Below are 21411 nucleotides of genomic sequence, written 5' to 3' on the forward strand. Positions count from 1 at the left end.
AATGAGCGGTTTCAAGGGATGGAAATGCGTTGCAGAGCAACTGGAAGCCCGAGTAGCCGAGGCGGAACGACAGAGCGACAAGGAAGCACTGCTCGACGAAGGCCAGCGGGCCAGCGTCCGTGTCATCGCGGAGCGGCTCTGCTCTGGGCGTCGCGCAATACTCGTAGCGGACGAAGTTGGCATGGGAAAGACGCGCATTGCTGCCGCGCTGATCGATGCAGTCAGGCGATGCGGCGGCAGGGCAGCGATAGTCTTGCCAGCTGGCCTTGGCGCGCAATGGCAGGCCGAGTTGCGCCTGTTCGATCCCAACGAACATACGCTCTTGCCGCTTCGCAGCTATGAAAGCTTTGTCAGGGGCTTCAGCCGCGAAGGTGATGATGATCTTTCCTCTGGCTGGCAAGAACGGCGCGATGCGAGGTTGCGCGACAGGCGCCAGCAGCGGGAGTTGCCCGTGGGTCGATGGCAGGACGAAAAAGTCCTGATGGTTTCTCATGCCTTCGCACGCATGGCGTTCCCGCTACCGGAGAATGGAGAACTCCCCTGGCGCCGCGAGCTCATGCCGGCCATGGCTGCACTTTGCAGCGAGCGCCGACGTAACATTCGTGATGGCGGCCGGGGCGAGCGTCTCGCCAGCCACCGGGCCGCTCGGGCGGCTTACGAAACGCTCTCCATCCAGAGCCTCGCGTTCGAGCAGCGGCGTGACTGGAGGCTTGTGTCGTCGGACGATTACCGCCGCGCGGTCCTTCCGGTGATCGGTCGGGCACTTGGACGATTTGACCTCGTCGTGATCGACGAAGCCCACAAGGCGCGCGGCGCGGACAGTAGCCTCTCGCGCATCCTGGGCAGCATGATTTGGGAAAGTGAGGACTCCTTTCGCCTCGGCATGACGGCGACGCCCGTCGAACTCGACGCTGACCAATGGCTCGATACGCTTGGGCGCCTGGTCGGTCGTAAAACCGGATTCACAGGCGAGAACGAGGGTGAACACTGGGACCGGCTCAGTGCGTGTATCTCGGATTATGCAAGAATCGCTGAAAAAGTAAGGACCGAGCCTCTAGACAATGCGATCGTGACCGAATTTGAGAAGGCCTCGAAGCGCTTTGTCGATGGTCTCTCCTGTTACGTCATCCGCCGGGACAAGCGATCTGACAAGGAACTGAAGGCCTTCTGGGAGAGCCATGGGATCGATTACCGCGACGTCCGTTCAGTCTCGGTTGATCCGGCCAGAATGGGCAGCCAATGGTTGCGCATGTTCTGTGCGGCCGAAGCTCTCTCGCTTCTTCCAGAGACGGATCGGGACGCAAAGCGGCGCCGACTGACGCTTGAGAAGGCACACGCTCTCGACAAAATCATCCTCGAGGACGCGACCGAGAGAGGGGACATGCTCAGGGACTTCTGGTCGCGCAAAGTTCTTCTCTCAAAGGATGTGAGCATTTTTGATCACCCAGCCATTCTCGCCGCTGTCAGAACCGTGGAGGCGGCGACGGCGGAAGGCCGAAAGGTGCTGATCTTCGGGACCCTGATCGAACCCTTGAAGGCCCTGACCCGCCTCTTGGACGCGCGTTGCATGCTCCGACATCTCGCCGAGGGGCGCCACTGGCCGGCAAGCCGCGTTCCTGCCGATTCCGAACACGCTGTCCAGGCGGTCCTGCGATCGTCGGACCGGCCCGCTGGCGTTCCTGACGATCTGAGCGAAATCAACCTCATGTTGAAAGATCGCTACGACGAGGCTCACCGGAAACGAGACGCGCGCCTTCGTAAGATGCGTAATGAGATTCAAACGCGAGCCGAGAGGGGGCAGGAGACAGCTTCCCTTCTATGGAAGATCTGGCTTGATGGCGATGCGGTAGATGCGCCAGGCGAGAGCCGGATCGGTCTTCTCATCCAGGCGCTCGAAAGCCGCACCGCCCGGGGGGCCCATGTGCCGGCAGCGGCCGAGCCGCCAGATTGGACAACCGACGACCTCCTCGAAGAAACGGACTCGTTGCTGCGTGATCTCATGGCCGGCAGCGTTGACGATCACGCGGAAGACGTGCCCGAGAATTCTGGCGATCCACATCCAAGCCGCCTGCAACTCCTGTTGGATCATCTTTCGGATTTTTCCGGCCGTGAAGGAAGTTTTGCCCGTCTCCTGTATGGCGAGACAGCACCCCGCACCAGACGACTTCTCCAAGCTGCCTTCAATCGCGCGGGGTCCTGGCCCTTCGTGCTCGTGGCCCAATCCCTGGTGGGGCGCGAGGGTCTAAACCTTCACGAAGAATGTCGTACTGTCGTCCTTCTTCATGCGGAATGGAATCCGGGCGTCGTTGAGCAACAAATCGGTCGCGTGGATCGAAAGAATAGTCGGTTCCTGAAAGACTACCGTTCAGGGACGTGGAGAGAGAACGGTGATCCACCACCAAGGATAGAGATTCACTGCATTCAGATCACTGGAGGCTATGATAGCTTCCACTGGTCTGTTTTGCGTGAGAGATGGGCCTCGCTTCGCGCGCAACTGCACGGAGATGCTGTAGTGACGACTGATCGGCAGCGTGCCCAGAATGATTGTGAGTTAGCGGCTCTCGTAGAGAGGCTAGATAGAGCAGCACCAAATTTTTATCCGGCGCCCAAGGCGGCAGCATGGAATAAAAAAGGGGCGTAGGACCGAAAGACCGCGACAGTGTGGGGAGACCGCATGATGGATTTGAGCGTTCTCGGGAAGACACAAATTTTGGCCGTCGGGCGCAGAGAACGTTCGACCCCGGTCCCATCCCCTCCGCCAATTATTTAAGATAAAGTACTGTTTTTACTGAGTTTTGTGCCGGGTTGATTGGTTCTGGATACACTTCTGGATACACTTCGAGTTCGCTAAGTCTTAACCCAGAAACTGGTCGCTTTCCCATGCTGGTTTGATTCGATTGGAGCTTCGGCGCGGAACCTAGGTTCTGCTGCTGAGATTGCTTTTCACCGCGGCTGGGCCCTTTGTGTATATCAAGGGCGGCAGATCAACGCCGTTGGGCAGCTTTTTCTGTGTCATGGATAGACCTCCCAAAAACAAGCCACGTCAATTTTCACGGACCCTGACGACGAGATGTTCTCAGGATAGCTGAGGCGCGGTCCACGTCCACTGCGGCTTGGTAACGCCGTCACCCGCAAGCCCCGATGTGTCTTCGCAGTGCCAATAGCGTTTTGCCATGGTTGCCAAGTGGCTGGAGCTGATATAGCGTTAAGAAATTCAGCAAGCGCAAGATGTGCTGCCCAACTCAAAGGAGGCCGTTGATTGGCATTGTTGCAAAAGTCTGACGACGAAGGATTCACTTCGCGAATCCATGGCGTTAGACGCGGTGCATGAGCAAGCCATCTCCCGCCCGCTATCGCACGACGAACTGGTCCAGCTACAACGCGTCACTCAGGAAGCGGGGGTCTCTGCTCATCTGGGTCGACAAGGACATGACCTGGCGCGCGCCGCGTGACAGTCGACCCGGACGTCCGGCGGTGTTTTCCGATGCGGCCATACAGTTCTGCTTATCGATCAAAGTCCTGTTCAAGTTGCCGTTGCGCCAGACCGCCGGAATGGTGGCCAGCCTGCTGCGACTGGCCGGCCTGGACTGGCCCGTGCCGGACTTTTCCACGCTGTGCCGCAGGCAAAAGACCTTGGCCGTCCAGGTCCCGTATCGCCGTGCGGACGGCCCGCTGAACCTGCTGGTCGACAGCACCGGGATCAAGTTCCTCGGCGATGGCGAATGGCAGGCCCGCAAGCACGGGGTGCAAGGCCGACGCCAATGGCGCAAAGTCCATCTGGCCATGGACACCACCACCTCGGACATCCGGGCAGTCGAGTTCACCCCCAGCCGCGACGGCGACAGCCCCGTGCTGCCCGACCTGCTCGGCCAGATCCCGGCAGGTGAGCAGATAGGCACGGTCATCGCCGACGGCGCCTACGACACACGCCGCTGCCACAAGGCCATCATCGAACGCGACGCCGTTCCGATCATCCCGATCCGAAAGAACGGACGTCTCTGGAAAGAAGACTGCCCGGCTGCACGCGCCCGCAACGACACCCTGCGCGCGACGCGATACTACGGGCGGGCGTTCTGGAAACGCTGGACCGGATACCACGCCCGCAACCGGATCGAGGCGAAGATGCGCTGCCTGAAATCCTTCGGCGAGCGTATCATGGCAAGAGACCCCGACCGACAGACCGCCGAAATCCACATCCGCATCGCCCTCATGAACCGCTTCAACGCCCTCGGCACCGCCGAGATCGTCCGCGTGGCATAACGTCAGCGGGGTAAGGGGACGTCACGCCTCAGGCCGGGGTAATGCAACAACGCCCACCTCGACGGAAAACTCCACCTAGAAATTGCGCGAGGCAAACATTCGCAACCCGGTCATTCGTGCGACACGTAGCTAAAGTTGGCCATCCGTCGGACCTGTTGGCGCTGCGCTAGCAAAGCGTGCGGCTGATCAGGTCCGCTTCGGGCCGGGACTAGCCGTCTGCCGTGGCTGGTGGGGCGGAAATCTGGCCTCAAGCGGGAACGCTTGCTGTAGCACAGAAACGAATAGCATGCTCGACTAACGATTGGTGCTGAAAAACGGGCCAGGTCAATGCGGCCCAACCCTGATAGGCTTCCTTGAGCCGCGGGAAGTGGCAAGTTCCCGCGGCTGAATGTTCACTACTCAGAGACCATATTGCTCGCGGGCGTAATCGCCTAGGCCGACTGCGTCGAGCTTGGCCAGTGGGGCAAGGAATGTAACTTGGATTACACCCGGTGCGCGGCCGATCTCAATGGCGCCGTTTACAGTCGCGCGGTTGCGTACTTCGGCAACTGTTATGTCCAGCAGCGCCGCTGCCCGAGCAAGGCCGTTGTCGATGGCGGCGTTCAGGTTGGCGGCTGTTCCGATCACGGAAATTGGTGCCAATGCGTCGATCTCGGACACGCCCCATTTGGTAGCAATTTTCTGGCCCTTGGCCTTTTCCGCCTCGGTGAACGGCTTGGCAAGTGGCGGCAGGTCTTCTTCGAGTGGGAACAGGACTGGGCCATCGATGGGATACGCCTTCACCACCTCGACTTGCAACGTGACGCTGCCCGATACATCCATCGTGTGGCCAGCGATTTCGCCATCGCCCTGACCTGCATGCATGTCGCCCATATATACACCGGCACCAGGCACCTTGACCGGGCAGACGATAATCGCACCGGCGCGCACTGCGTCAATATCCATGTGGCCATCGGTCTTATGCTCAACCAGTTGGTCTTCTGTGATGGCGTAGTCATGCGGTGCGCCGACCAGGAACGCCCCGAAATCGCCAGCATTGTGGCTGTCGGGCATGGCCATGGACGGGCAGGTGCCCAATTGCCCCATGAAAGGGCGCATCCTCACCAGCGTGCCCGGCATGTCGGATGGAGCATAGGTCAGGATCGAATGCTGGCGGCTGCCATCGGGCAGGGCGGCGTAATGGTTGGCGTCCTTGGCGATAGTTTCGGCAGCGGCGTGGGGGAGGGTCAAGCCAACACTGCGGGTCTCGTCAAAGGTGACGGTGTAGCCATGCACGATCTCGAAGGGTTTGACGGCATTGCCACAGGCATCGCATTTCACGGCATCTTGTCCGATGCCTTCGACATGGGTTTCTGGCCAGACGGTATCACAGACCGGGCAGCGCGCGGCGACATAGGGATCGCCAAGGCAGAATCCCTCTGGCGAGCTGTCATGGCCGGACGCCGTCGCGACAGAGGTAACAGTGATGTCGCGAATGCGGATTGCCACGGCATCGCCCACCTCGGCTCCTTGTACGAACACAGGTGTTGTCACTTCATGTCCACCGCGTAGGCGCGGCGTGATCATCGGGCCCCAGCATCCCGGCGCTGTATTGGCAATGATCGTTCCGCCGTTCTCGATCGGGCCGAGCATCGGTGCATTGGGATCAAGAACAGAATTGGTATATTCCGAAACGACGATACTGCGCCGGGACGGCGTGCTGCTTCCATCATGCATTAGAGGTCTCCATTGGGATTGGTTTGTCCTGCCAAGCAGCGTAGGTTTTTTACTGTTCGCGACAAGGTGATCGGTCGTTTATCAGTAAGTTGCCGCGCCACTGGTCCAAGACTGCTAGGTGGCAGCAACAATCAAAGATGTCGAGCAAATGGGATGGCCATGACATTCCGCATCAGATCGATCTGTTGAGTGAAGGCCCATCAGCAACGCGTTAAAGCGGGGTGGAACCCGCTTGGCGACTATCCCGCGCCATACCCTGTGGGTTTGGTCTCAATGTGGCCACGACGCAGGTACCCGTTGCTACGAAGAGTGCTGACCAATCCCTCCTTAATCCGACCCGACCCTGCCAACAGGCATCTCTTCCATCGAGGGTGCCGCAACTTCTGCACGATCTGCCAAGCAGCCGACCGCTACTGCCGCAGCTCCCCTTGGAATGCAGGGGTGGCTGAAGTTGTCCGAGGTGAGGTGCCAGAACCTCCGACAGGTGAGGTCATCGAGGAGTTGGACAGCGCGGCCTGAAGACATGCTGCTAGGATAAGCCTGCAAGGCCTCAGGATGTTTTGGGGTCACATATCTCGCGCTGCCCACAGGGCTTCCCCTTCGAGCGGCACATTGCGTTCGCTGCCTTTGGTCTTGAGACGACGCCAACGGTGAGGACGTACACGCGCAAACAGGGAACCGTCGGCTGCTTGCATGAAATCGCCACGGGTCATCCCAGCGGCTTCAGCGAGGCGCATCCCGGTGTCTGACACCGGCGCCAAAAGCCAGCGGAGGTCGTCATCATGTTCACGACACTTGGACTGCACCGCCTTCAGGTCTTCAATTGAAAAGGGTGCCCGATCTGAGACGCCAGCGTCGCGGTCATAGTAGACGCCCGTAAACGGGTTGTTCGGGGTGATACCCTGTTCACTAGCCGCAAAGTTGGTCACGGCTCTGACAGTACCAAACACCCGCATCATGCTACTGCCTGCCAGATCTCGTTCGATCAGCGCGTCACGGAAGGCATTGGCGTCTGCCTTCGTGTAGGCTTCAAGGTGTTTGTCACCACAGGCGTCGATCACGTAGCCGCAGGACCTCTCTGCAGCCCGTTTGAAGGTGGCAGGGCGGTTCTTGCCTTTCTGTTGCAAGTAGATGCCCACGGCTTCCGACAAAAGCACAGATGACGAGTTGACGGCGGGTTGGGGTGCGGTGCTGCTTCCAACACCAGCTTGTCCCATCCTGAGCATATGGTGACCCGGCAGGTCAGCGTCACGCGAACGCAACAGATACCAGTATTCGTTGAGCTGTTCAGCAGCTTTTCTGGCCCGCGCTTCAGCGACCTTGGGTGATTTGGTGCGCAGAGAGTATGCGATGCGAGGGGAGGAATAGTGGTGCTTCAGCTCTTTCGGGATTCGACGGCTTAAGTAGAAAATCCCGTCTTTGGTGAAAGTGAACGGGCGCGAAATGGTCTCCGACATGGCCTACGGCTCCTAGCAGTGGCTAAAAGCTGGAGTGATACCAATGAGTTAGCTGAAGAAATGGTGCCCCCACACGGACTCGAACCGCGGACCTACTGATTACAAATCAGTTGCTCTACCAGCTGAGCTATAGGGGCTCCGGAGGCGTGCTTACTGAGTGTCGCGCGGCTGTGCAAGAGGCAATCTGGCGAAATTTTGCGATTTCTTTCCGAGGCCGGAACACGGTTTTCTTCGCTGTGTGGGGGCGTATACTGAGCACGGGCAGCGAGACAAAAGAAAACTGATGCAGGTCGTCCTTCATACTGGTCTACACGCGACGGACAGCGACAGATTGTTCAAGACACTGTTGCGCAACCGCGATGGCTTCAAGGCTTCGGGTGTCGCGGTGCCGGGGCCGGGCAAGTACCGGCAGCTGATCTCGGAGATGTTGAACGCGTTGGGGGATGCGCGTCCGGCTCCGGGCAGCCGGGATATTCTTCTCGACAGTATTCTTGATGATGCGGCAGATCACATGGATCGGATGATCCTATCGCACGAGAACCTGTTTTCAGTGCCTAAGATCGCCTTTCAGGGCGGGATGGTCTATCGCAAGGCCGAGCAGCGGTTGCGTGTTTTGCAAGAGATATTCGCTAGAGATTCGATCGAGATCTTTATTGGCTTGCGCAACCCGGCGACCTTTTTGCCGGCGCTTCTTGCGGCGACACCGCTTGGAACGCTGTCAGAGGTGTTGCACGGGCTGGACCCGATGCAAATCCGTTGGTCACGGCTGATTGCGCGCATCACCGAGGCTGTGCCGGGGGTACCCGTCACGGTATGGTGCGACGAGGACAGCCCACTTGTTTGGGGCGAACTGGTCCGCGAATTCGCGGGATTGGAGCCGACCCATCCGATCATTGGGGCCTATTCACGGATGGCCGAAATCACGTCGCAGGAAGGCATGACGCGGTTTCGAGCGTATCTGGCCGAGAAACCAGACTTGAACGAAGTGCAGATTCGCCGCGTCATGGTGGCGTTCCTCGACAAATATGCCGATGCGTCCAAGGTGGAGCATGAATGTGACATTCCCGACTGGGACGCCGATCTGGTGCAGGACTTGACCGATCAATACGAGGAAGACCTGTTCGAAATCGGTCGTATGCCGAGTGTGACGCTGATCGCGCCTTGAGCGCTATCGGCTCAGGCGTTGACTGAAATCCCAGGCTACCATAGGTTGATAGTATTATTATTTTTTCGACCATTTTTTGAGTTTTGCGCTGGGATACGCCATGCAATTTGATGCGAATAAACTTGTGACCGTCTTGGACAAGCTGCTTTCCTCTTCCATCCGATACGAAATGCGCGGAATGGTGGGAAAGGTCCGGCCTTTGACAAGAAGCGTTTCTGACATCCGACAACTCGATTGTTCCGGTTTTGTCGAATACGTCATCTATCATGGGACGACGGATAACGTGAACCTGCCATCGGGCAGCGTTACCCAGAGAAGCAAGATCGCGAGCGATGCGTCACATACTGTGGCGGATTACTTGAAAGAGGCGGAGCTGCGGGACGACATCGTCCGGATTGGCTTTCGCGACACAGTTGCCACACGTGATGAGACCGGTGCAGTGATGCAGGATTCGGCCGGTCATTCATTGAAGGACCAAGTTGGCCATGTTTGGCTGGTCATCAACGGTAGCACCTATGAAAGCACGTCGAAAGGCGGGCGTGGCAAAGGGCCTAAGTCTTTGAAATGGGACGAGCGCAAATCCGATGCGGACCATTTTTACAAACTTGGCGCGGCACCGGGTTTGGGGCGGATACAGCTTGGTCGCTGGCTGGAACGTGAGCTCGCGCCGTTGACCAGTCTGTTTTAGGACATTCCCAGCGCCTCTTTGTACATCTCCATCACAGCTTCTTCTTCTGCGATGTCATCAGGTTCGCGTTTGCGCAGCGCGATCACCTTGCGCATCACCTTGGTGTCGTAGCCGCGTGCTTTGGCTTCGGCCATGACCTCTTTCTGTTGGTCGGCAATGTCTTTCTTTTCCGCGTCCAGTCGTTCGATCCGTTCGATGAACTGGCGCAGCTCATCTGCGGTGACGTGGTAGTTGGCTTCGATTGCGCTGTCGTCCATGTTCGGCTCCTGTTCGATCTGAATGGTGTCGTAGCGGTGCCGGCGCGGGCCTTCAAGGGCTTGTCAGCGGGCGGGGGATGAATTACCGCCGCGGGGGCAAAGACCAACGCGGGAGCATATCATGGACATACTGATCTGGTCGGGCGCAGCGCTGTCTTTTGCGGGCCTGTGCGGGCTGGTCTATTGCATCCTGCGGGTCAACAAGGCGCGCAAGGCGGGCCTTGGCGACGAAGAGCTGCGGGATGAGGTCAAAAAGGTGATGCCGATAAACCTCGGGTCGCTTTTTGTGTCCGTGCTGGGCCTGATGCTGGTTATCGTGGGAATCTTCCTCGGGTGATTGACGCGGTTCAGTTGCCCGGCTGAGCGCTTGGCGATCAGACAACCACGTCGACGACTGCCTCTTCGCCCCTGTCCGTCATTGTAAAGGTCATCGAAACCGCGCTTGCTTGGCTGTCGGACAATCGATTGAAGATGCGGTCGCGGGTGTTGGCAGGATGCCCCTCGACATAAAATTGCGACGTGATGACTTCTGTTTCACCGTCAAAGACCTTGACGTGGATGTGTGGCGTGCGGCCAGGATACGTCACAGGTTTGATGGTGCGGAATTCGTAGCTGCCATCGGGGCCGGTGATGTCATGGCCAAAGCCCTGAAATGCGGGATCGAAGTCGATGGCCTGCCTGTCGCCAGTGTGAAGGTACTTTCCGTTCATGTCGCACTGCCAAATCTCAATCCGACGATCCGCAAGGGGTTCGCCCGCGCTATTGAGAACCCGGCCCTTCAGAATGAAGACTTCGCCTCCAGCCTGTTGGACGGACCCAAGGATTTTGACAAGATCGTTGTCCACATCAGGACGTCTCATGGCGGGGGTGGGATAAAACGGCCCTTCGGTCGCGTGCGGTGTCAGATCGGCGGCGAGAGCCGGTTTTGCCAAAGCCGAAAGACAGATCGCACTAAGGATCGTGTGAACAAAGCTTCGGCGTGAGTGCTGTGGTGACGTCATGTTTTGATACCTCCGAAAAATTCAACTAAGACCTGCACGGCGCGCGACGGACATTCCGTCTGAATATTTTCGTGAACAGAGCGTCCCACATCGAAACGAGGTAATGTCTTTTTCAAAAGACCCAAAAGGAACGGATAAATAATCTGCCTTTCGGCGGAGAAACGCCACTTACAGCGTCGTGATGCTTGCACGCCCTAAAGGCTGTCGAAGCTACGCCCGTATTTGATCAACTCGGCAAAGACCGTATCCGGCGTCCAAAGGTCGCCGTCCGGGTGGTCCAGCGCCTCCATCGCGCGGGTGGTCCCGAGCAGCCCTTGCGCTCCAACCGCGTGCATCACGCCACCGCGCCAGTTCGGCACGAGATGGGTAAAGACCGACAGCACGTCAATCTCGGCCGCGCGCGGCACCACGCCGTCGCGCAGAGCTTTGGCCCCAGCATTGGCCAGAGCGCCGATCACCAGCCGGGTGATCTGATCGGCGGGCATGTTCGACTGTGGCGCACGGCGTTCGTTGATCTTGTGCTGCACCTCTGCATCCCGCGTGAGACCGTCGGTCCCGTGGTGATAAAAGCCACGCCCGGTGGCGCGGCCTTGCCGTCCAAGTTGCACAAGAAGCCCGGACCAGTTTTGTGCGCCCTCGGCACGGGGGTGGCGGGCGACCACGTCTAGGCCCGTCCTGTCGGCCAGATCATACGGCGGATGGACCATGCCCCAATCACGCAAAGCCGCATCTATTGTGAAAGGGGATTGCCCCAGATCGACCAGCGCATCCGCTGTGCGCCAGAGCGTTTGCAGCAGCCGGTCATGCAGTCCCGCGCCCGCTGTGGTTTGGACGATGGCCAGCTTGTTCATGCGCCGCGCCAGTGCAAGGCCAAGGCGGCGGTCGTCATCGGTTGCTTCGGGGCCGAGGATCACCTCGACCAAACGTCCGCTCGAGGCAGGGGCGGCGAATTGCAGTGACAGTCGGGCATCCACACCCGGAAGGCAATGCGCGATCACGGTGCCCTTTGGGACTGGTGCACCGCGCTGTCCCCGGGTTGCCCGCAGGACAACCTGCGCCCCGTCAAGAAGGTTGGGCCCGTCGCCATGGTGCAAGTTCTGCAAACTGAGCTGCGCACGATCTTTCGACACGCGCCCTGCTTGAACCGCCTGTTGCAAAGCGCCACGCAAATGGCCGACCGCATCGCGTTGCTGGGCTGGGTCTTTGATGAACCAGTTGACGCGAATCCCGGCTTCAAGTGCCGCTTGCGCGATCTGAATCGCAATCGCGCTGCCGCCCAGAACGCCTATCGTCGATATCTCGGGAAGGTCGTTGCGCCGAACTTGTGCCGCGACCCGTTGCTCGGCGTGGAACAGGTGCGACAGGGCTTTGGACTGCTCAGTGTCGGCACAGTCTTCAGCAGCAGCCGCTTCGAAGGTAAGGCCGGTGTCGATGGGCAAGAGCATCGCCGCTTCGACCGCCGCAAGGATTTTCTTGGGGGCCAATTCGGGTGAAGTGGATATGCCTTCTCGCGCGCGCGTAAGCGCCGCCTGATAGGCGCTTGCATCGGCGAACCCGGTCCGCAGGTCTGCGGTGGGCCTGGGAGCCGTGCCGTTGGAGCGCATGTCACGGATGAAGCTTTGGAGAGCTGCCTCTGGCGTGTCGTCAAACAGCAGGTCGGCCAGTGGGGTGAATGTGCCATCTGCCACTGGCAACAGCGCGCCACCGATCAATAGCTCAAGCGTCGCTTCGGCCCCCAAGAGCCGTGGAAGGCGCTGCGTGGCTCCAGCGCTGGGAACAAGGCCAAGCCGGGCATTTGGGAATCCGATGCGGGTTTGCTGGTGGATAAGCCGGTAATGCGCAGCCAAAGCCAGTTCCACACCGCCGCCGACAACAGCCCCTGTCAGAACGGCGATCACCGGTTTTGCACAAAGCTCTATCCGGCGGCAAACCCCGGACAGCAGATTGTCCCGGTCATCGCCGCCGCCTTGGGGTGCGGTGATGCCAGACGGAAACGTCGGACTTGAGGAGCGCAGCACGATGATCTCGACGCCGTCATCCTCGCTCAGGTGATCAATTGCCGTGTCGATCGCGGCCAGCATCGCAACGGTCAGACGGGCGGACGGTCCGGCGGTCAGCGCAATCTGCGCCACCCCGTCTGTGACGGTGATCTCGGTCTCAGTGCCCATCTGCTGCTCCGATGGCCTCGGGTCGGCATGTTTGCCTGTGCTTTGCTGAGCATTAGAGGCCAAACGGCGTGTTCTGGCAAGAATTTCGCGTTATTTGCCGCGCTGGTGCATCATTCGCGCGACATCCAGCATACGGGCCGAGAAGCCCCATTCATTGTCATACCAGCCGAAGATACGGATCTGATCGCCTGTTTCCATCGTCTCGTTTGGCGCGATTACGAGGGACTCGGTTCGGGCGCGCAGGTCGACCGACACGCAGGGGTCTTCCACAAGGCCGATCACTGGATTGGCCTCGGCCAGTTCGCGCAGCGCATTCGCGGGGTCTTTTGGGGGGGTGGTCAGACGCACGACAAGGTCCACCGCTGACACGCTGATCGCAGGCACGCGCACGGCGGCCCCGGTCACACGACCAGCCAGATCAGGCAACACGCGGTCAATCAGCTTGGCCGCACTGGTGGTGGTGGGCACCATGCTGACAGCGCCTGCACGATTGCGGGCAAGGTCCGGTCCGCGCGGGGCGTCGACCATCGGCTGGCTGCCGGTGTAACAGTGGATCGTGGTCATATGGCCTTGGATCAGCCCAAACCGTGTGTCCAGTTCCCGCAGCAGCGGGGCCAGCGCATTGGTGGTACAAGAGGCGTTCGACACGATGCGATGATCGTTGATCTGGTCGTCGTTCGCGCCTTTGACGATGGTCATGTCGGCAATATCCGAAGGGCCTGAGATCAGAACCGCCCGGGCACCGGCAGTCAACGCGGCCTCTGCGGTGGCGCGGTCCTTGGTGGCCCCGGTGCAGTCGAGCACCAGGTCGACGTCGGCCAACGGCAGGTCGGCCATCTTGACCCCGGTCAGCAACGGAATGGACCGCCCTCCGGCCTGCAATGCGCCACCTTGCAACGTGACACCGCCGGGAAGGGGGCCGAACACGCTGTCATATTTGAAGAGATACGCGCATGTGTCAGGCTGTGCGAGGTCATTGACCGCCACCACGTCGATATCCGCATGGGCTGTGCTGGTCAGGATTTGCCGCAGGATAACCCGGCCAATCCGTCCAAAGCCGTGGATGACGATACGCATGTGACTGTCCTTTGCCTGTTGCCGCAGAACCTGTGCGTTAACGCTTGCATTTCAACTCTGATTTTTTCACATTGTAAAAATGTTTTTTGTATCGAGACAATTCAGGGCGCAGAGGCTGGCATGAACGCAGAGACAGGGCCGGAGCGGCGGGCACGGGGGCGACCGCGGGCGTGGGGTGATACGACCGAGCAGAACAAGATCAAGTCTCTGGATCGCGCGCTGGTCATCCTAGAACGGCTAAGCGAACGCGGAGGTGCGACGCTGACCGATCTTTCCGAAGATCTAGATCAATCTCCGGCTACGGTCTACCGGGTGCTGTCGACCTTCGAGGGGCGCAACATGGTCGACTTCGACCCTGTGGCACAAACCTGGCATATTGGGGCTGGGGCATTTCACATCGGTTCGCGCTTCTTGCGCCGCACCTCGCTTGTGGAACGGGCTCGCCCGTTCCTGCGCGAGTTGATGCAAAAAACCGAGGAGACCGCCAATCTGGGCGTGTCACGCGATGGATTGGTGCTGTTCCTGAGCCAGGTCGAAACCCACCACAACATCCGCGCGTTTTTCCCACCGGGCACGATGTCGCCGATGCATTCGTCGGGGATCGGCAAGGCGCTGTTGGCACAGATGGACGACAAAGAGGTCGCGGCGATCATCCGTAAGCACAAGCTGACCGCGTTCACCGAACACACGCTGGTCACGCCCGGAGCGCTGGCAGCCGATCTGGAGGCCACCAAGGCGCGGGGCTATGCCTTTGACGCAGAAGAGAAAAACGATGGTATGCGCTGTATCGCGGCGCCCGTGTTCGACATGCATGGCGAACCCATCGCGGGCGTTTCAATCTCGGGACCGTCTGCCCGGATTCCCGATGAGCGGATCGATAGCCTAGGGGCGTCGGTCAAGGAAACGGCGGCCAAACTGACCGCCGCTTTAGGGGGAGCGTCGAGTTAAGCGACGTTTTTGAGGGTCAATTTGGGCGTGACACCCAAAGCATGGCACACGTCGCGCGTCAGTTCCGGGCGGTTGAGCGTGTAGAAATGCAGCGTGTCGACACCGCCGTCGATCAGGTCAGAGCAGAGTTCAGCACAGATCGCGGTGGCCAGCAGATCTTCACGTCCGTCGCGTTCTGCTTTTTCGAACGCGTCCACGACCCAAGCTGGGATATGTGTGCCGCAGCGCTGGGCAAAGCGCGCAGCGCCTTTCCAGTTTTCGATCGGCAGGATGCCCGGTGTCACCGACTTGTCGATCCCGGCCTTTTCGCAGGCATCGCGGAAGCGGAAGAACGTGTCGGCCTCGAAGAAGAACTGAGTCAGCGCTTCGGACGCGCCCGCATCGAACTTGCGCTTGAGATAAGACACATCGGCCGTTGCATCGGCTGCTTCGGGGTGCGTGTCGGGATAGGCGCCGACGCGGATGTTGAAATCGCCCGCTTCGCGCAGCCCTTCGATCAGGTCAACGCTTGAGGCAAAGCCATCGGGATGCGGGACAAACCCATTCGAGCCTTTGGGCGGATCGCCCCGCAGCGCCACAATATCGGTCACGCCGGCTGCTGCGAAATCCTGTGCGATGGCAAGGGTCTCGGACCGTGTGGCATTGACGCATGTCAGGTGCGCGGCAACCGGCAGACCCGACGATTTGTGCAGCGTTGCAACCGCCTCGCGCGTCAGGTCGCGGGTCGTGCCGCCTGCACCATACGTTACCGACACAAAGCGCGGCTGAAGCGGGGCAAGCACCTGAACCGTATCCCAGAGGCGGAAAGACGCCTCCAGAGATTGCGGTGGGAAGAATTCGAATGAAACGGTTGGAGCTGTCATCGACGTGATCCTTGATGGCGTTGAAGCTCTTGTCGCACGTGCAGCATTGTGAGACAAACTCATAAATCTAATCTTCAACATGAGAATGGTTGATAATGCATATCGAGTTCCGGCACCTCCGCACGATCAAGGCCATCCATGAATATGGCGGTGTGGCCAAGGCCGCAGACCAGTTGAACATCACGCAATCTGCCCTGAGCCATCAGATCAAAGCGCTGGAAGATCAGGCCGGGGTGGAGCTGTTTGTACGCCGCTCCAAACCGATGAAGCTTTCTGCAGCGGGGATGCGGCTTTTGCGGTTGGCCAATCAGGTTTTGCCGCAGGTCGAGGCGCTCGCTGCGGAATTCGAAGGGCTGCGCGGTGGATCAACCGGTCGGATGCACATCGCCATCGAATGCCATGCCTGTTTTGAATGGCTCTTCCCCGTGCTCGAAGCCTTCCGCAAGAGCTGGCCTGATGTGGATGTCGACATCAGGCCCGGCCTTGCCTTCGATGCGCTGCCCGCCCTGCAGAAGGAAGAAGTTGATCTGGTCGTGTCATCCGACCCGGAGGATATTCCCGGCGTCACTTTCACGGAGCTCTTTGATTATAATGCCGTTTTCGTGGCGTCAGCTGCGCATCCTCTGGCTAAAAAACCTTATGTTGATGCCGAGGACTTCCGCGGGCAGACTTTGATCACCTACCCGGTAGAACGATCGCGCCTTGATGTGTTCAGCCAGTTGCTGATCCCCGCAAAGGTTGAACCGGCTGCCGTCCGTCAGGTGGAATTGACGGCCGTGATTCTGCTGTTGGTCGCCTCAAACCGGGGCGTGTCCGTGCTGCCTGATTGGGTGGTGCGCGAGGTCAAGTACAGTTCAGACTATGTGACGCGACCTTTGACGGAAAATGGCGTTACGCGCAGGCTTTATGCAGCCACCCGAACAGTGGACACGGACAAACCCTTTGTCGCTGAATTGATCCGTCTGGCCCGGCAAGAAGCGCAGCGGTTGCAATCGGCCTGAGGGTCTAGAGGGACGTGATGTTAGACGCCATCAATCGGCCGTCGCGCCCTTCGGTCATATCGAAACTGACCTTCTGGTTGTCGCTCAGACCTTCCATCCCGGATTGCTGCACTGCGGAAATGTGAACAAACACATCTTTGCCGCCATCCTCCGGGGAAATAAAGCCGTAGCCTTTGGTGGCGTTAAACCATTTCACGGTACCGTTCGGCATGATCCCGTGTCTCCTTCTGTCGTCACGTTAGACCTCTATGGGCCGCTTCAGTTGCGACCGGGTTCACATTCTGCGACACCCGGACACAATAATTGAAATTGACCGAAACAACCCAAAAACAAGTCCCACGCACATTTGTCCACAAGGGGTGCGGAGTGGTCTTGAGCAAGACGCAGGAGCGAGAAATGATCCTATACGGGCTGAAGAATTGCGACACATGCCGTAAGGCATTGAAGGCATTGCCAAACGCAGAATTGGTAGATGTTTCAATGAGTTCGGTACCCGAAGGTATACTGGATCAGGCAATGAATCAGTTTGGTGAAAAAATTCTCAATACAAAGTCGACAACGTGGCGTGGACTGGACGCTGCAGAGCGGGAAACCGATCCTAAGGTCTTGCTGATTGCGCATCCAAAGCTGATGAAACGCCCGCTGATCGTCGATGGCGATGTGCTTTATCTTGGGTGGGACAAGGACACTCAAGCGGCTCTTTTGAGTTAATCCCGCATCTGCATCTGGTGCAGTGCGGCGTAGGTGCCGGATTGCGTCAGCAAATCGTCATGCGTGCCCTGTTCGATCACGCGGCCCTGATCCATGACCACGATCTTGTGTGCATCACGGATGGTCGACAGCCGGTGCGCGATCACCAATGTGGTGCGCCCCTTGGACAATTCGTCCAGTGCGTCCTGTACCTTGGCCTCGGACCCGGTGTCCAGCGCCGACGTTGCCTCGTCCAACAGAAGGATGGGGCGGTTGCGCAGCAGGGCCCTGGCAATTGCCACCCGTTGCCGCTGACCACCTGACAAGGCCGACCCGCGCGGGCCAACCGGAGTGTTCAAGCCGTCTGACAACTGCGGCAGGAAGTCGGACACATGCGCCGCATCCAGCGCGCGTTTCAGATCGGCCTCGGGTACGTTCTGTTGACCCAGCAGGATGTTTTCCAGAACCGTATCGTCAAAGAGCAACGCTTCTTGAGACACAACAGAAAAGAGCGCGCGCAGGTCCACGAGCGCCATTTCCGAGACAGGCACGCTTCCTATGGTCACTTGGCCATGTGATGGATCAACAATCCGGGTCAGAACATTGAAAATAGTTGATTTTCCGGCGCCAGATGGCCCAACGAGGGCGGTTGTCTGTCCGGCCTCTGCAGTAAAGCTGCATCCGTTTAAAACGACTGTTTCACCGTAGGTTAGCGACACATCTTCAAGCATAATGGCGGGTACGCCCGCCGGCCCTGGCTTTGGCGCTGCCGGGCTGCGCAGGGTTGGTTCGGTGTCGAGGATTTGCCGGATGCGTTCGATCCCGGCTGCCGCGACCTGCCAGACGCCAGCTACGTTGCCCAACCGCCGCAAGGGTTCAAACGCCAAACCAATTGCGGTGAAAAAGGCCATGAAATCGCCCACGGTTTTCTCACCCGACAGGATCTCGCCGCCGCCGTAGAACAGCACCCCCATGAAACCAAGGCCCGCCATGATGTCGATGAGACCCGGAATCGTGGCTTGCCCCAGCGCGCTGCGGGTCTCGACCTTGACCCGCTGCTCGGTCAGGGCGCGATAGCGCTCGGATTGGTAGCGCTCCAACGCGTTGAGCTTGACTGGAATGATTCCGTGGAATGCTTCGTTCAGCCGTACAGACAGGTTTGCAGCCACATCGCGCGCCAGCCGCGCCTTTTTGCGCACGTAACGTTGCAACACCATCGATGGCGCGATCAGCACCGGAACCCCCAGAAGCGCCACCAGTGTCCAGCGCCAATCCACCGAAATCGCGACGGCGAACAAAGAGATAAGGGCAATCACGTCCCGCCCGGCGCCGGTTATGATGGTGCGCCAAACCTTGCTGATCGCATCCACATCGCCCTCGACCCGCTGCATCAGGTAGCCGGGGGAATGGGTCTGGTGATAGGACGCGTCCAGCACCATCAGATGTGCCAACAGGTCTTGCCGGATATCTGCGACCGAGAGTTGCGAAATCTGCGTCAACAGCACCTTCTGAATGATGCTCGCCACCGCGCGAACCACGAAGATGCCCAGAAACAACAGACCGATCCAGATGATCGCGTCCGCCTCGCCGCCCACAAAGACGCGGTCGAACATCGGTTTCATCATGTAGGACAGCGCGCCGAACATGCCGCCTTCCAGCGCCATGAAGACCATCGCAACGATCAGCAGTCGCCAATGTTTGGCAAGGTAGCCACGCCAGACCCAAAGCAGCAGTCCGCGCGGGTTGACGGCCGCTTCGGTCACGTCACTACGGCCGCGGGCAGGGTCAGTTTGTCGGCAGGTGTCTTGCCGTTAAAGCCCGCTTGAATCGCGGTGGCGTCATATTCGGTGCGAATCCAGTCCTCGAACCCGATGGGCTGCCGAGCGTTGCGGGCGGCGTAGACCTCAAGAATGTAGTCCTGCACGCCGGTCGCTGTGAAATCGAGGTGTATGTACTTCAACGAAAGCTGCTTGCGCGCGACTTCGACAGGTTGGTTCTCGAACACCATCAGATAAAGCGCCGACACAAACCCGGCGCGGTCCGCACCGGACTTGCAGTGAAACACAAACGGCTTCTCCGCGATCCGCAATGTGTCGATCACATGCACGATCTTCTTGCGGCTGACCGCATTGCGCGCTTGCAGCTTGGCGTTGAGAAGCCGGAGGCCCAACGCCTCGCAGGTTTCCTTCTCAAACAGGTAATGGGCGTATTTGTCTTCGCCGCGCAGGTTCACGACGGTCTTGATGCCCATCCCCTTGTATTTCTCGAACCGCGCATGGGTTGGCTGGTTCGACCGATACACGCCCGGCGCGATCTCATAGAAATTGGTCCAGAAGGTGCGCAGGAAGGCGTGATCGAACACGTGGTAATGAAAGGTAGACCACCGCCGCGCCCTTGGATCGGTGATGTCCTTGCCGAAGGACCGACGCAGCTTGCGTTCTGCATCTTCGATCTTTGTCCAAAGTCGTCCCAGCATTCGGTCCCTTTCGCGTCAGGCGCGGATGTAGAGACTGCAACGCGCGCTGGCAAGCACCGCGCGTTATTGACGGCGCGGCTGGGCGGGGTAGGGTGCGCCCAAACCTGCTTTTCTGCAGGACACCCCCATCCGTTCGAGGTTGCTCATGTCACTTGCCAATGGTCGCACGTATCTTGCTATTCCCGGTCCCTCTGTTGTGCCGGATGCCGTTCTGAGGTCCATGCACCGTGCCTCTCCCAATATTTACGAGGGCGAGCTGCCCGACATGATGCCCAACCTTGTGCGCGATCTGAAACGCGTGGCGCGCACAGATGGGCATGTGGCGATCTATATCAGCAACGGGCATGGCGCGTGGGAAGCGGCATTGGCGAACACGGTCGGCGTCGGGGAAAAGGTGCTGGTGTTGGCCACCGGGTTCTTTGCGATGGCATGGAGCCGCATTGCCGAGGCGCGCGGGATCGAGGTCGACGTGCTGGATTTCGGCAACGGCGGCACCTTCGATCTGGCGCGGGTCGAGGAGGCGCTGAAGGTCGATAGCACCCATGCCTACAAAGCCGTGATGGCTGTGCATGTGGACACGTCCAGCTCCAACCGCAACGAATTTGCCCCGCTGCGCGCAATCCTTGACGAACTGGGGCATCCCGCGTTGCTAATCGCTGATTGCATCGCCGCGATGGGCTGCGATCGGTTCGAGATGGACGCCTGGGGCGTCGATGTCGCACTCACCGGATCACAAAAGGGGCTGATGTGTCCGCCGGGACTGGGCTTTGTGTTCTTCAATGACAAGGCGGCCGAGGGGCGTCGTCGGCTCAAGCATGTGAGCACCTATTGGGATTGGACAGCACGCGCCGCGCCCGAGGCGTTCTACCAATATTTCAGCGGCACAGCACCGACGCATCACCTCTACGGTCTGCGCACCGCGCTGGACATGATCCACACCGAAGGGCTTGAGGCGATCTGGGCCCGCCACGCAACGCTCGCCCGTGCGATCTGGGCGGCGGTCGAACATTGGGGGCAGGATGGCCCTTTGCGGCTCAATATCTCTGATCCGGCGCTTCGCAGCCACGCGGTTACTGCAATGGCCATTGGCAAACCGCATGGCAAGGAACTGCGTCGCTGGTGTTCGGATCAGGCTGGCGTCACGTTGGGGATCGGGTTGGGCATGGGGACCGATGAAGACCCGATGAGCGACGGATTTTTCCGCTTTGGACATATGGGTCATGTCAATGCGCACATGATCCTCGGTCTTTTGGGATCGGTCGAGGCGGGATTTGGCGCTTTGAACATTCCGCACCGGCCGGGCGGGGTGACCGAGGCGGCAAAGGTTATTTCAGGCGTCTGATTTCCGCGGCCATTGGATTGCGCGGCTGGCCTTGTATTGGGCCAGCCGGGTGATGCCATAGTTCAAGACCCATCCAGAAAGGATGACGGCCATCAATCCGAATTGGGCCCAGATCACGCCAAAAATCCACAAAAGGTTGATGAAAATCAAAACGAGATTGGCGGTCGTATAATCCTCGACCCGCTTAGGATGGCGATGATCCATCTACATCTCCATGCATGGTGCTTAAACAATTCTGCGACAGAATAGCGCAGAGCCCTGCTCCGTCAGTGGGAATCTGAGGCAAACCGGCAAATTTTTCG

General features: G+C 59.2%; 20 protein-coding genes and 1 tRNA gene. 9 read left to right on the forward strand and 12 right to left on the reverse strand.

The features are described from left to right. Position 1: 1 nt before the first annotated feature. Complete coding sequence (locus ACK3EW_RS04765; protein ID WP_493808668.1) at positions 2-2641, forward strand: helicase-related protein; 2640 nt, start codon at positions 2-4, stop codon at positions 2639-2641. Positions 2642-3327: 686 nt separating this feature from the next. Next, the gene (locus ACK3EW_RS04770) at positions 3328-4260 is read left to right on the forward strand and encodes an IS5 family transposase (RefSeq protein WP_493808669.1); all 933 of its coding nucleotides are present in this window, start codon (positions 3328-3330) and stop codon (positions 4258-4260) included. Positions 4261-4659: 399 nt separating this feature from the next. Here the strand turns inward: ACK3EW_RS04770 and ACK3EW_RS04775 are convergent, their stop codons facing one another. The 3 genes from ACK3EW_RS04775 to ACK3EW_RS04785 all read right to left on the reverse strand — a co-directional run bounded on the left by ACK3EW_RS04775 (position 4660) and on the right by ACK3EW_RS04785 (position 7570). Further along, on the reverse strand, positions 4660-5976 hold the full coding sequence (locus tag ACK3EW_RS04775; protein WP_493808670.1) for an acetamidase/formamidase family protein: 1317 nt from the start codon (positions 5974-5976) through the stop codon (positions 4660-4662). A 566-nt stretch (positions 5977-6542) separates the two neighbouring features. After that, on the reverse strand, positions 6543-7433 hold the full coding sequence (locus ACK3EW_RS04780; RefSeq protein ID WP_493808671.1) for a DUF6538 domain-containing protein: 891 nt from the start codon (positions 7431-7433) through the stop codon (positions 6543-6545). Between the two features lie 61 nt (positions 7434-7494). Beyond that, positions 7495-7570 (reverse strand) — tRNA-Thr (locus ACK3EW_RS04785). Between the two features lie 146 nt (positions 7571-7716). Between ACK3EW_RS04785 and ACK3EW_RS04790 the strand changes: the two genes are divergently transcribed. Both ACK3EW_RS04790 and ACK3EW_RS04795 read left to right on the forward strand, forming a co-directional pair. Then, the gene (locus tag ACK3EW_RS04790; RefSeq protein ID WP_493808672.1) at positions 7717-8598 is read left to right on the forward strand and encodes a hypothetical protein; all 882 of its coding nucleotides are present in this window, start codon (positions 7717-7719) and stop codon (positions 8596-8598) included. A 76-nt stretch (positions 8599-8674) separates the two neighbouring features. Continuing rightward, complete coding sequence (locus tag ACK3EW_RS04795) at positions 8675-9286, forward strand: hypothetical protein (RefSeq protein ID WP_493808673.1); 612 nt, start codon at positions 8675-8677, stop codon at positions 9284-9286. Here ACK3EW_RS04795 and ACK3EW_RS04800 read toward each other — a convergent pair. Then, complete coding sequence (locus ACK3EW_RS04800; RefSeq protein ID WP_493808674.1) at positions 9283-9543, reverse strand: DUF2312 domain-containing protein; 261 nt, start codon at positions 9541-9543, stop codon at positions 9283-9285. The two genes, ACK3EW_RS04795 and ACK3EW_RS04800, sit on opposite strands and share 4 nt — an antisense overlap. 121 nt (positions 9544-9664) lie before the next feature. On the opposite strand from ACK3EW_RS04800, the gene ACK3EW_RS04805 reads away from it, so the two are divergent. Continuing rightward, positions 9665-9880: a hypothetical protein gene (locus ACK3EW_RS04805; RefSeq protein WP_439120585.1), complete on the forward strand. Its 216-nt coding sequence runs from the start codon at positions 9665-9667 to the stop codon at positions 9878-9880. A 37-nt stretch (positions 9881-9917) separates the two neighbouring features. Here the strand turns inward: ACK3EW_RS04805 and ACK3EW_RS04810 are convergent, their stop codons facing one another. The 3 genes from ACK3EW_RS04810 to ACK3EW_RS04820 form a co-directional block, all read right to left on the reverse strand. Beyond that, positions 9918-10544 carry a dioxygenase family protein gene (locus ACK3EW_RS04810; protein ID WP_493808675.1) on the reverse strand — a complete coding sequence of 209 codons (627 nt, stop codon included), beginning with the start codon at positions 10542-10544 and terminating at the stop codon, positions 9918-9920. A 194-nt stretch (positions 10545-10738) separates the two neighbouring features. Continuing rightward, positions 10739-12712 (reverse strand): enoyl-CoA hydratase-related protein, encoded by a 1974-nt coding sequence (locus ACK3EW_RS04815; protein WP_493808676.1) that lies wholly within the window; start codon positions 12710-12712, stop codon positions 10739-10741. Between the two features lie 90 nt (positions 12713-12802). Continuing rightward, the gene (locus ACK3EW_RS04820) at positions 12803-13789 is read right to left on the reverse strand and encodes a type I glyceraldehyde-3-phosphate dehydrogenase (RefSeq protein ID WP_493808677.1); all 987 of its coding nucleotides are present in this window, start codon (positions 13787-13789) and stop codon (positions 12803-12805) included. A gap of 120 nt (positions 13790-13909) precedes the next feature. Here ACK3EW_RS04820 and bhcR point away from each other — a divergent pair, with 120 nt between their 5' ends. Continuing rightward, on the forward strand, positions 13910-14737 hold the full coding sequence (gene bhcR, locus ACK3EW_RS04825) for an HTH-type transcriptional regulator BhcR (RefSeq protein ID WP_493808678.1): 828 nt from the start codon (positions 13910-13912) through the stop codon (positions 14735-14737). Here the strand turns inward: bhcR and metF are convergent. After that, positions 14734-15600 carry a methylenetetrahydrofolate reductase [NAD(P)H] gene (gene metF / locus ACK3EW_RS04830; protein WP_493808679.1) on the reverse strand — a complete coding sequence of 289 codons (867 nt, stop codon included), beginning with the start codon at positions 15598-15600 and terminating at the stop codon, positions 14734-14736. The genes bhcR and metF overlap by 4 nt on opposite strands. 95 nt (positions 15601-15695) lie before the next feature. Between metF and ACK3EW_RS04835 the strand changes: the two genes are divergently transcribed. Continuing rightward, positions 15696-16601, forward strand: a complete 906-nt coding sequence (locus tag ACK3EW_RS04835; RefSeq protein ID WP_085631241.1) for a LysR family transcriptional regulator — start codon at positions 15696-15698, stop codon at positions 16599-16601. A 4-nt stretch (positions 16602-16605) separates the two neighbouring features. Here ACK3EW_RS04835 and ACK3EW_RS04840 read toward each other — a convergent pair whose 3' ends face one another. After that, complete coding sequence (locus tag ACK3EW_RS04840) at positions 16606-16812, reverse strand: cold-shock protein (protein WP_439120580.1); 207 nt, start codon at positions 16810-16812, stop codon at positions 16606-16608. Positions 16813-16997: 185 nt separating this feature from the next. On the opposite strand from ACK3EW_RS04840, the gene ACK3EW_RS04845 reads away from it, so the two are divergent. Next, positions 16998-17312: an arsenate reductase family protein gene (locus ACK3EW_RS04845; RefSeq protein WP_493809691.1), complete on the forward strand. Its 315-nt coding sequence runs from the start codon at positions 16998-17000 to the stop codon at positions 17310-17312. Here the strand turns inward: ACK3EW_RS04845 and ACK3EW_RS04850 are convergent. Continuing rightward, positions 17309-19054, reverse strand: coding sequence for an ABC transporter ATP-binding protein (locus ACK3EW_RS04850; RefSeq protein ID WP_493808680.1), 1746 nt, complete (start codon positions 19052-19054; stop codon positions 17309-17311). The genes ACK3EW_RS04845 and ACK3EW_RS04850 overlap by 4 nt on opposite strands. After that, positions 19051-19767, reverse strand: a complete 717-nt coding sequence (locus ACK3EW_RS04855; RefSeq protein WP_493808681.1) for a phosphatase domain-containing protein — start codon at positions 19765-19767, stop codon at positions 19051-19053. Before ACK3EW_RS04855 ends, ACK3EW_RS04850 begins: the two co-directional genes overlap by 4 nt. Positions 19768-19912: 145 nt before the next feature. On the opposite strand from ACK3EW_RS04855, the gene ACK3EW_RS04860 reads away from it, so the two are divergent. Then, positions 19913-21109 carry a pyridoxal-phosphate-dependent aminotransferase family protein gene (locus tag ACK3EW_RS04860; RefSeq protein ID WP_493808682.1) on the forward strand — a complete coding sequence of 399 codons (1197 nt, stop codon included), beginning with the start codon at positions 19913-19915 and terminating at the stop codon, positions 21107-21109. Here the strand turns inward: ACK3EW_RS04860 and ACK3EW_RS04865 are convergent. Next, positions 21098-21313 carry a histidinol phosphate aminotransferase gene (locus ACK3EW_RS04865; protein WP_493808683.1) on the reverse strand — a complete coding sequence of 72 codons (216 nt, stop codon included), beginning with the start codon at positions 21311-21313 and terminating at the stop codon, positions 21098-21100. The genes ACK3EW_RS04860 and ACK3EW_RS04865 overlap by 12 nt on opposite strands. Positions 21314-21411 lie beyond the last annotated feature (98 nt).

The sequence above is a fragment of the Marivita sp. NO-S04 genome, assembly GCF_059070475.1.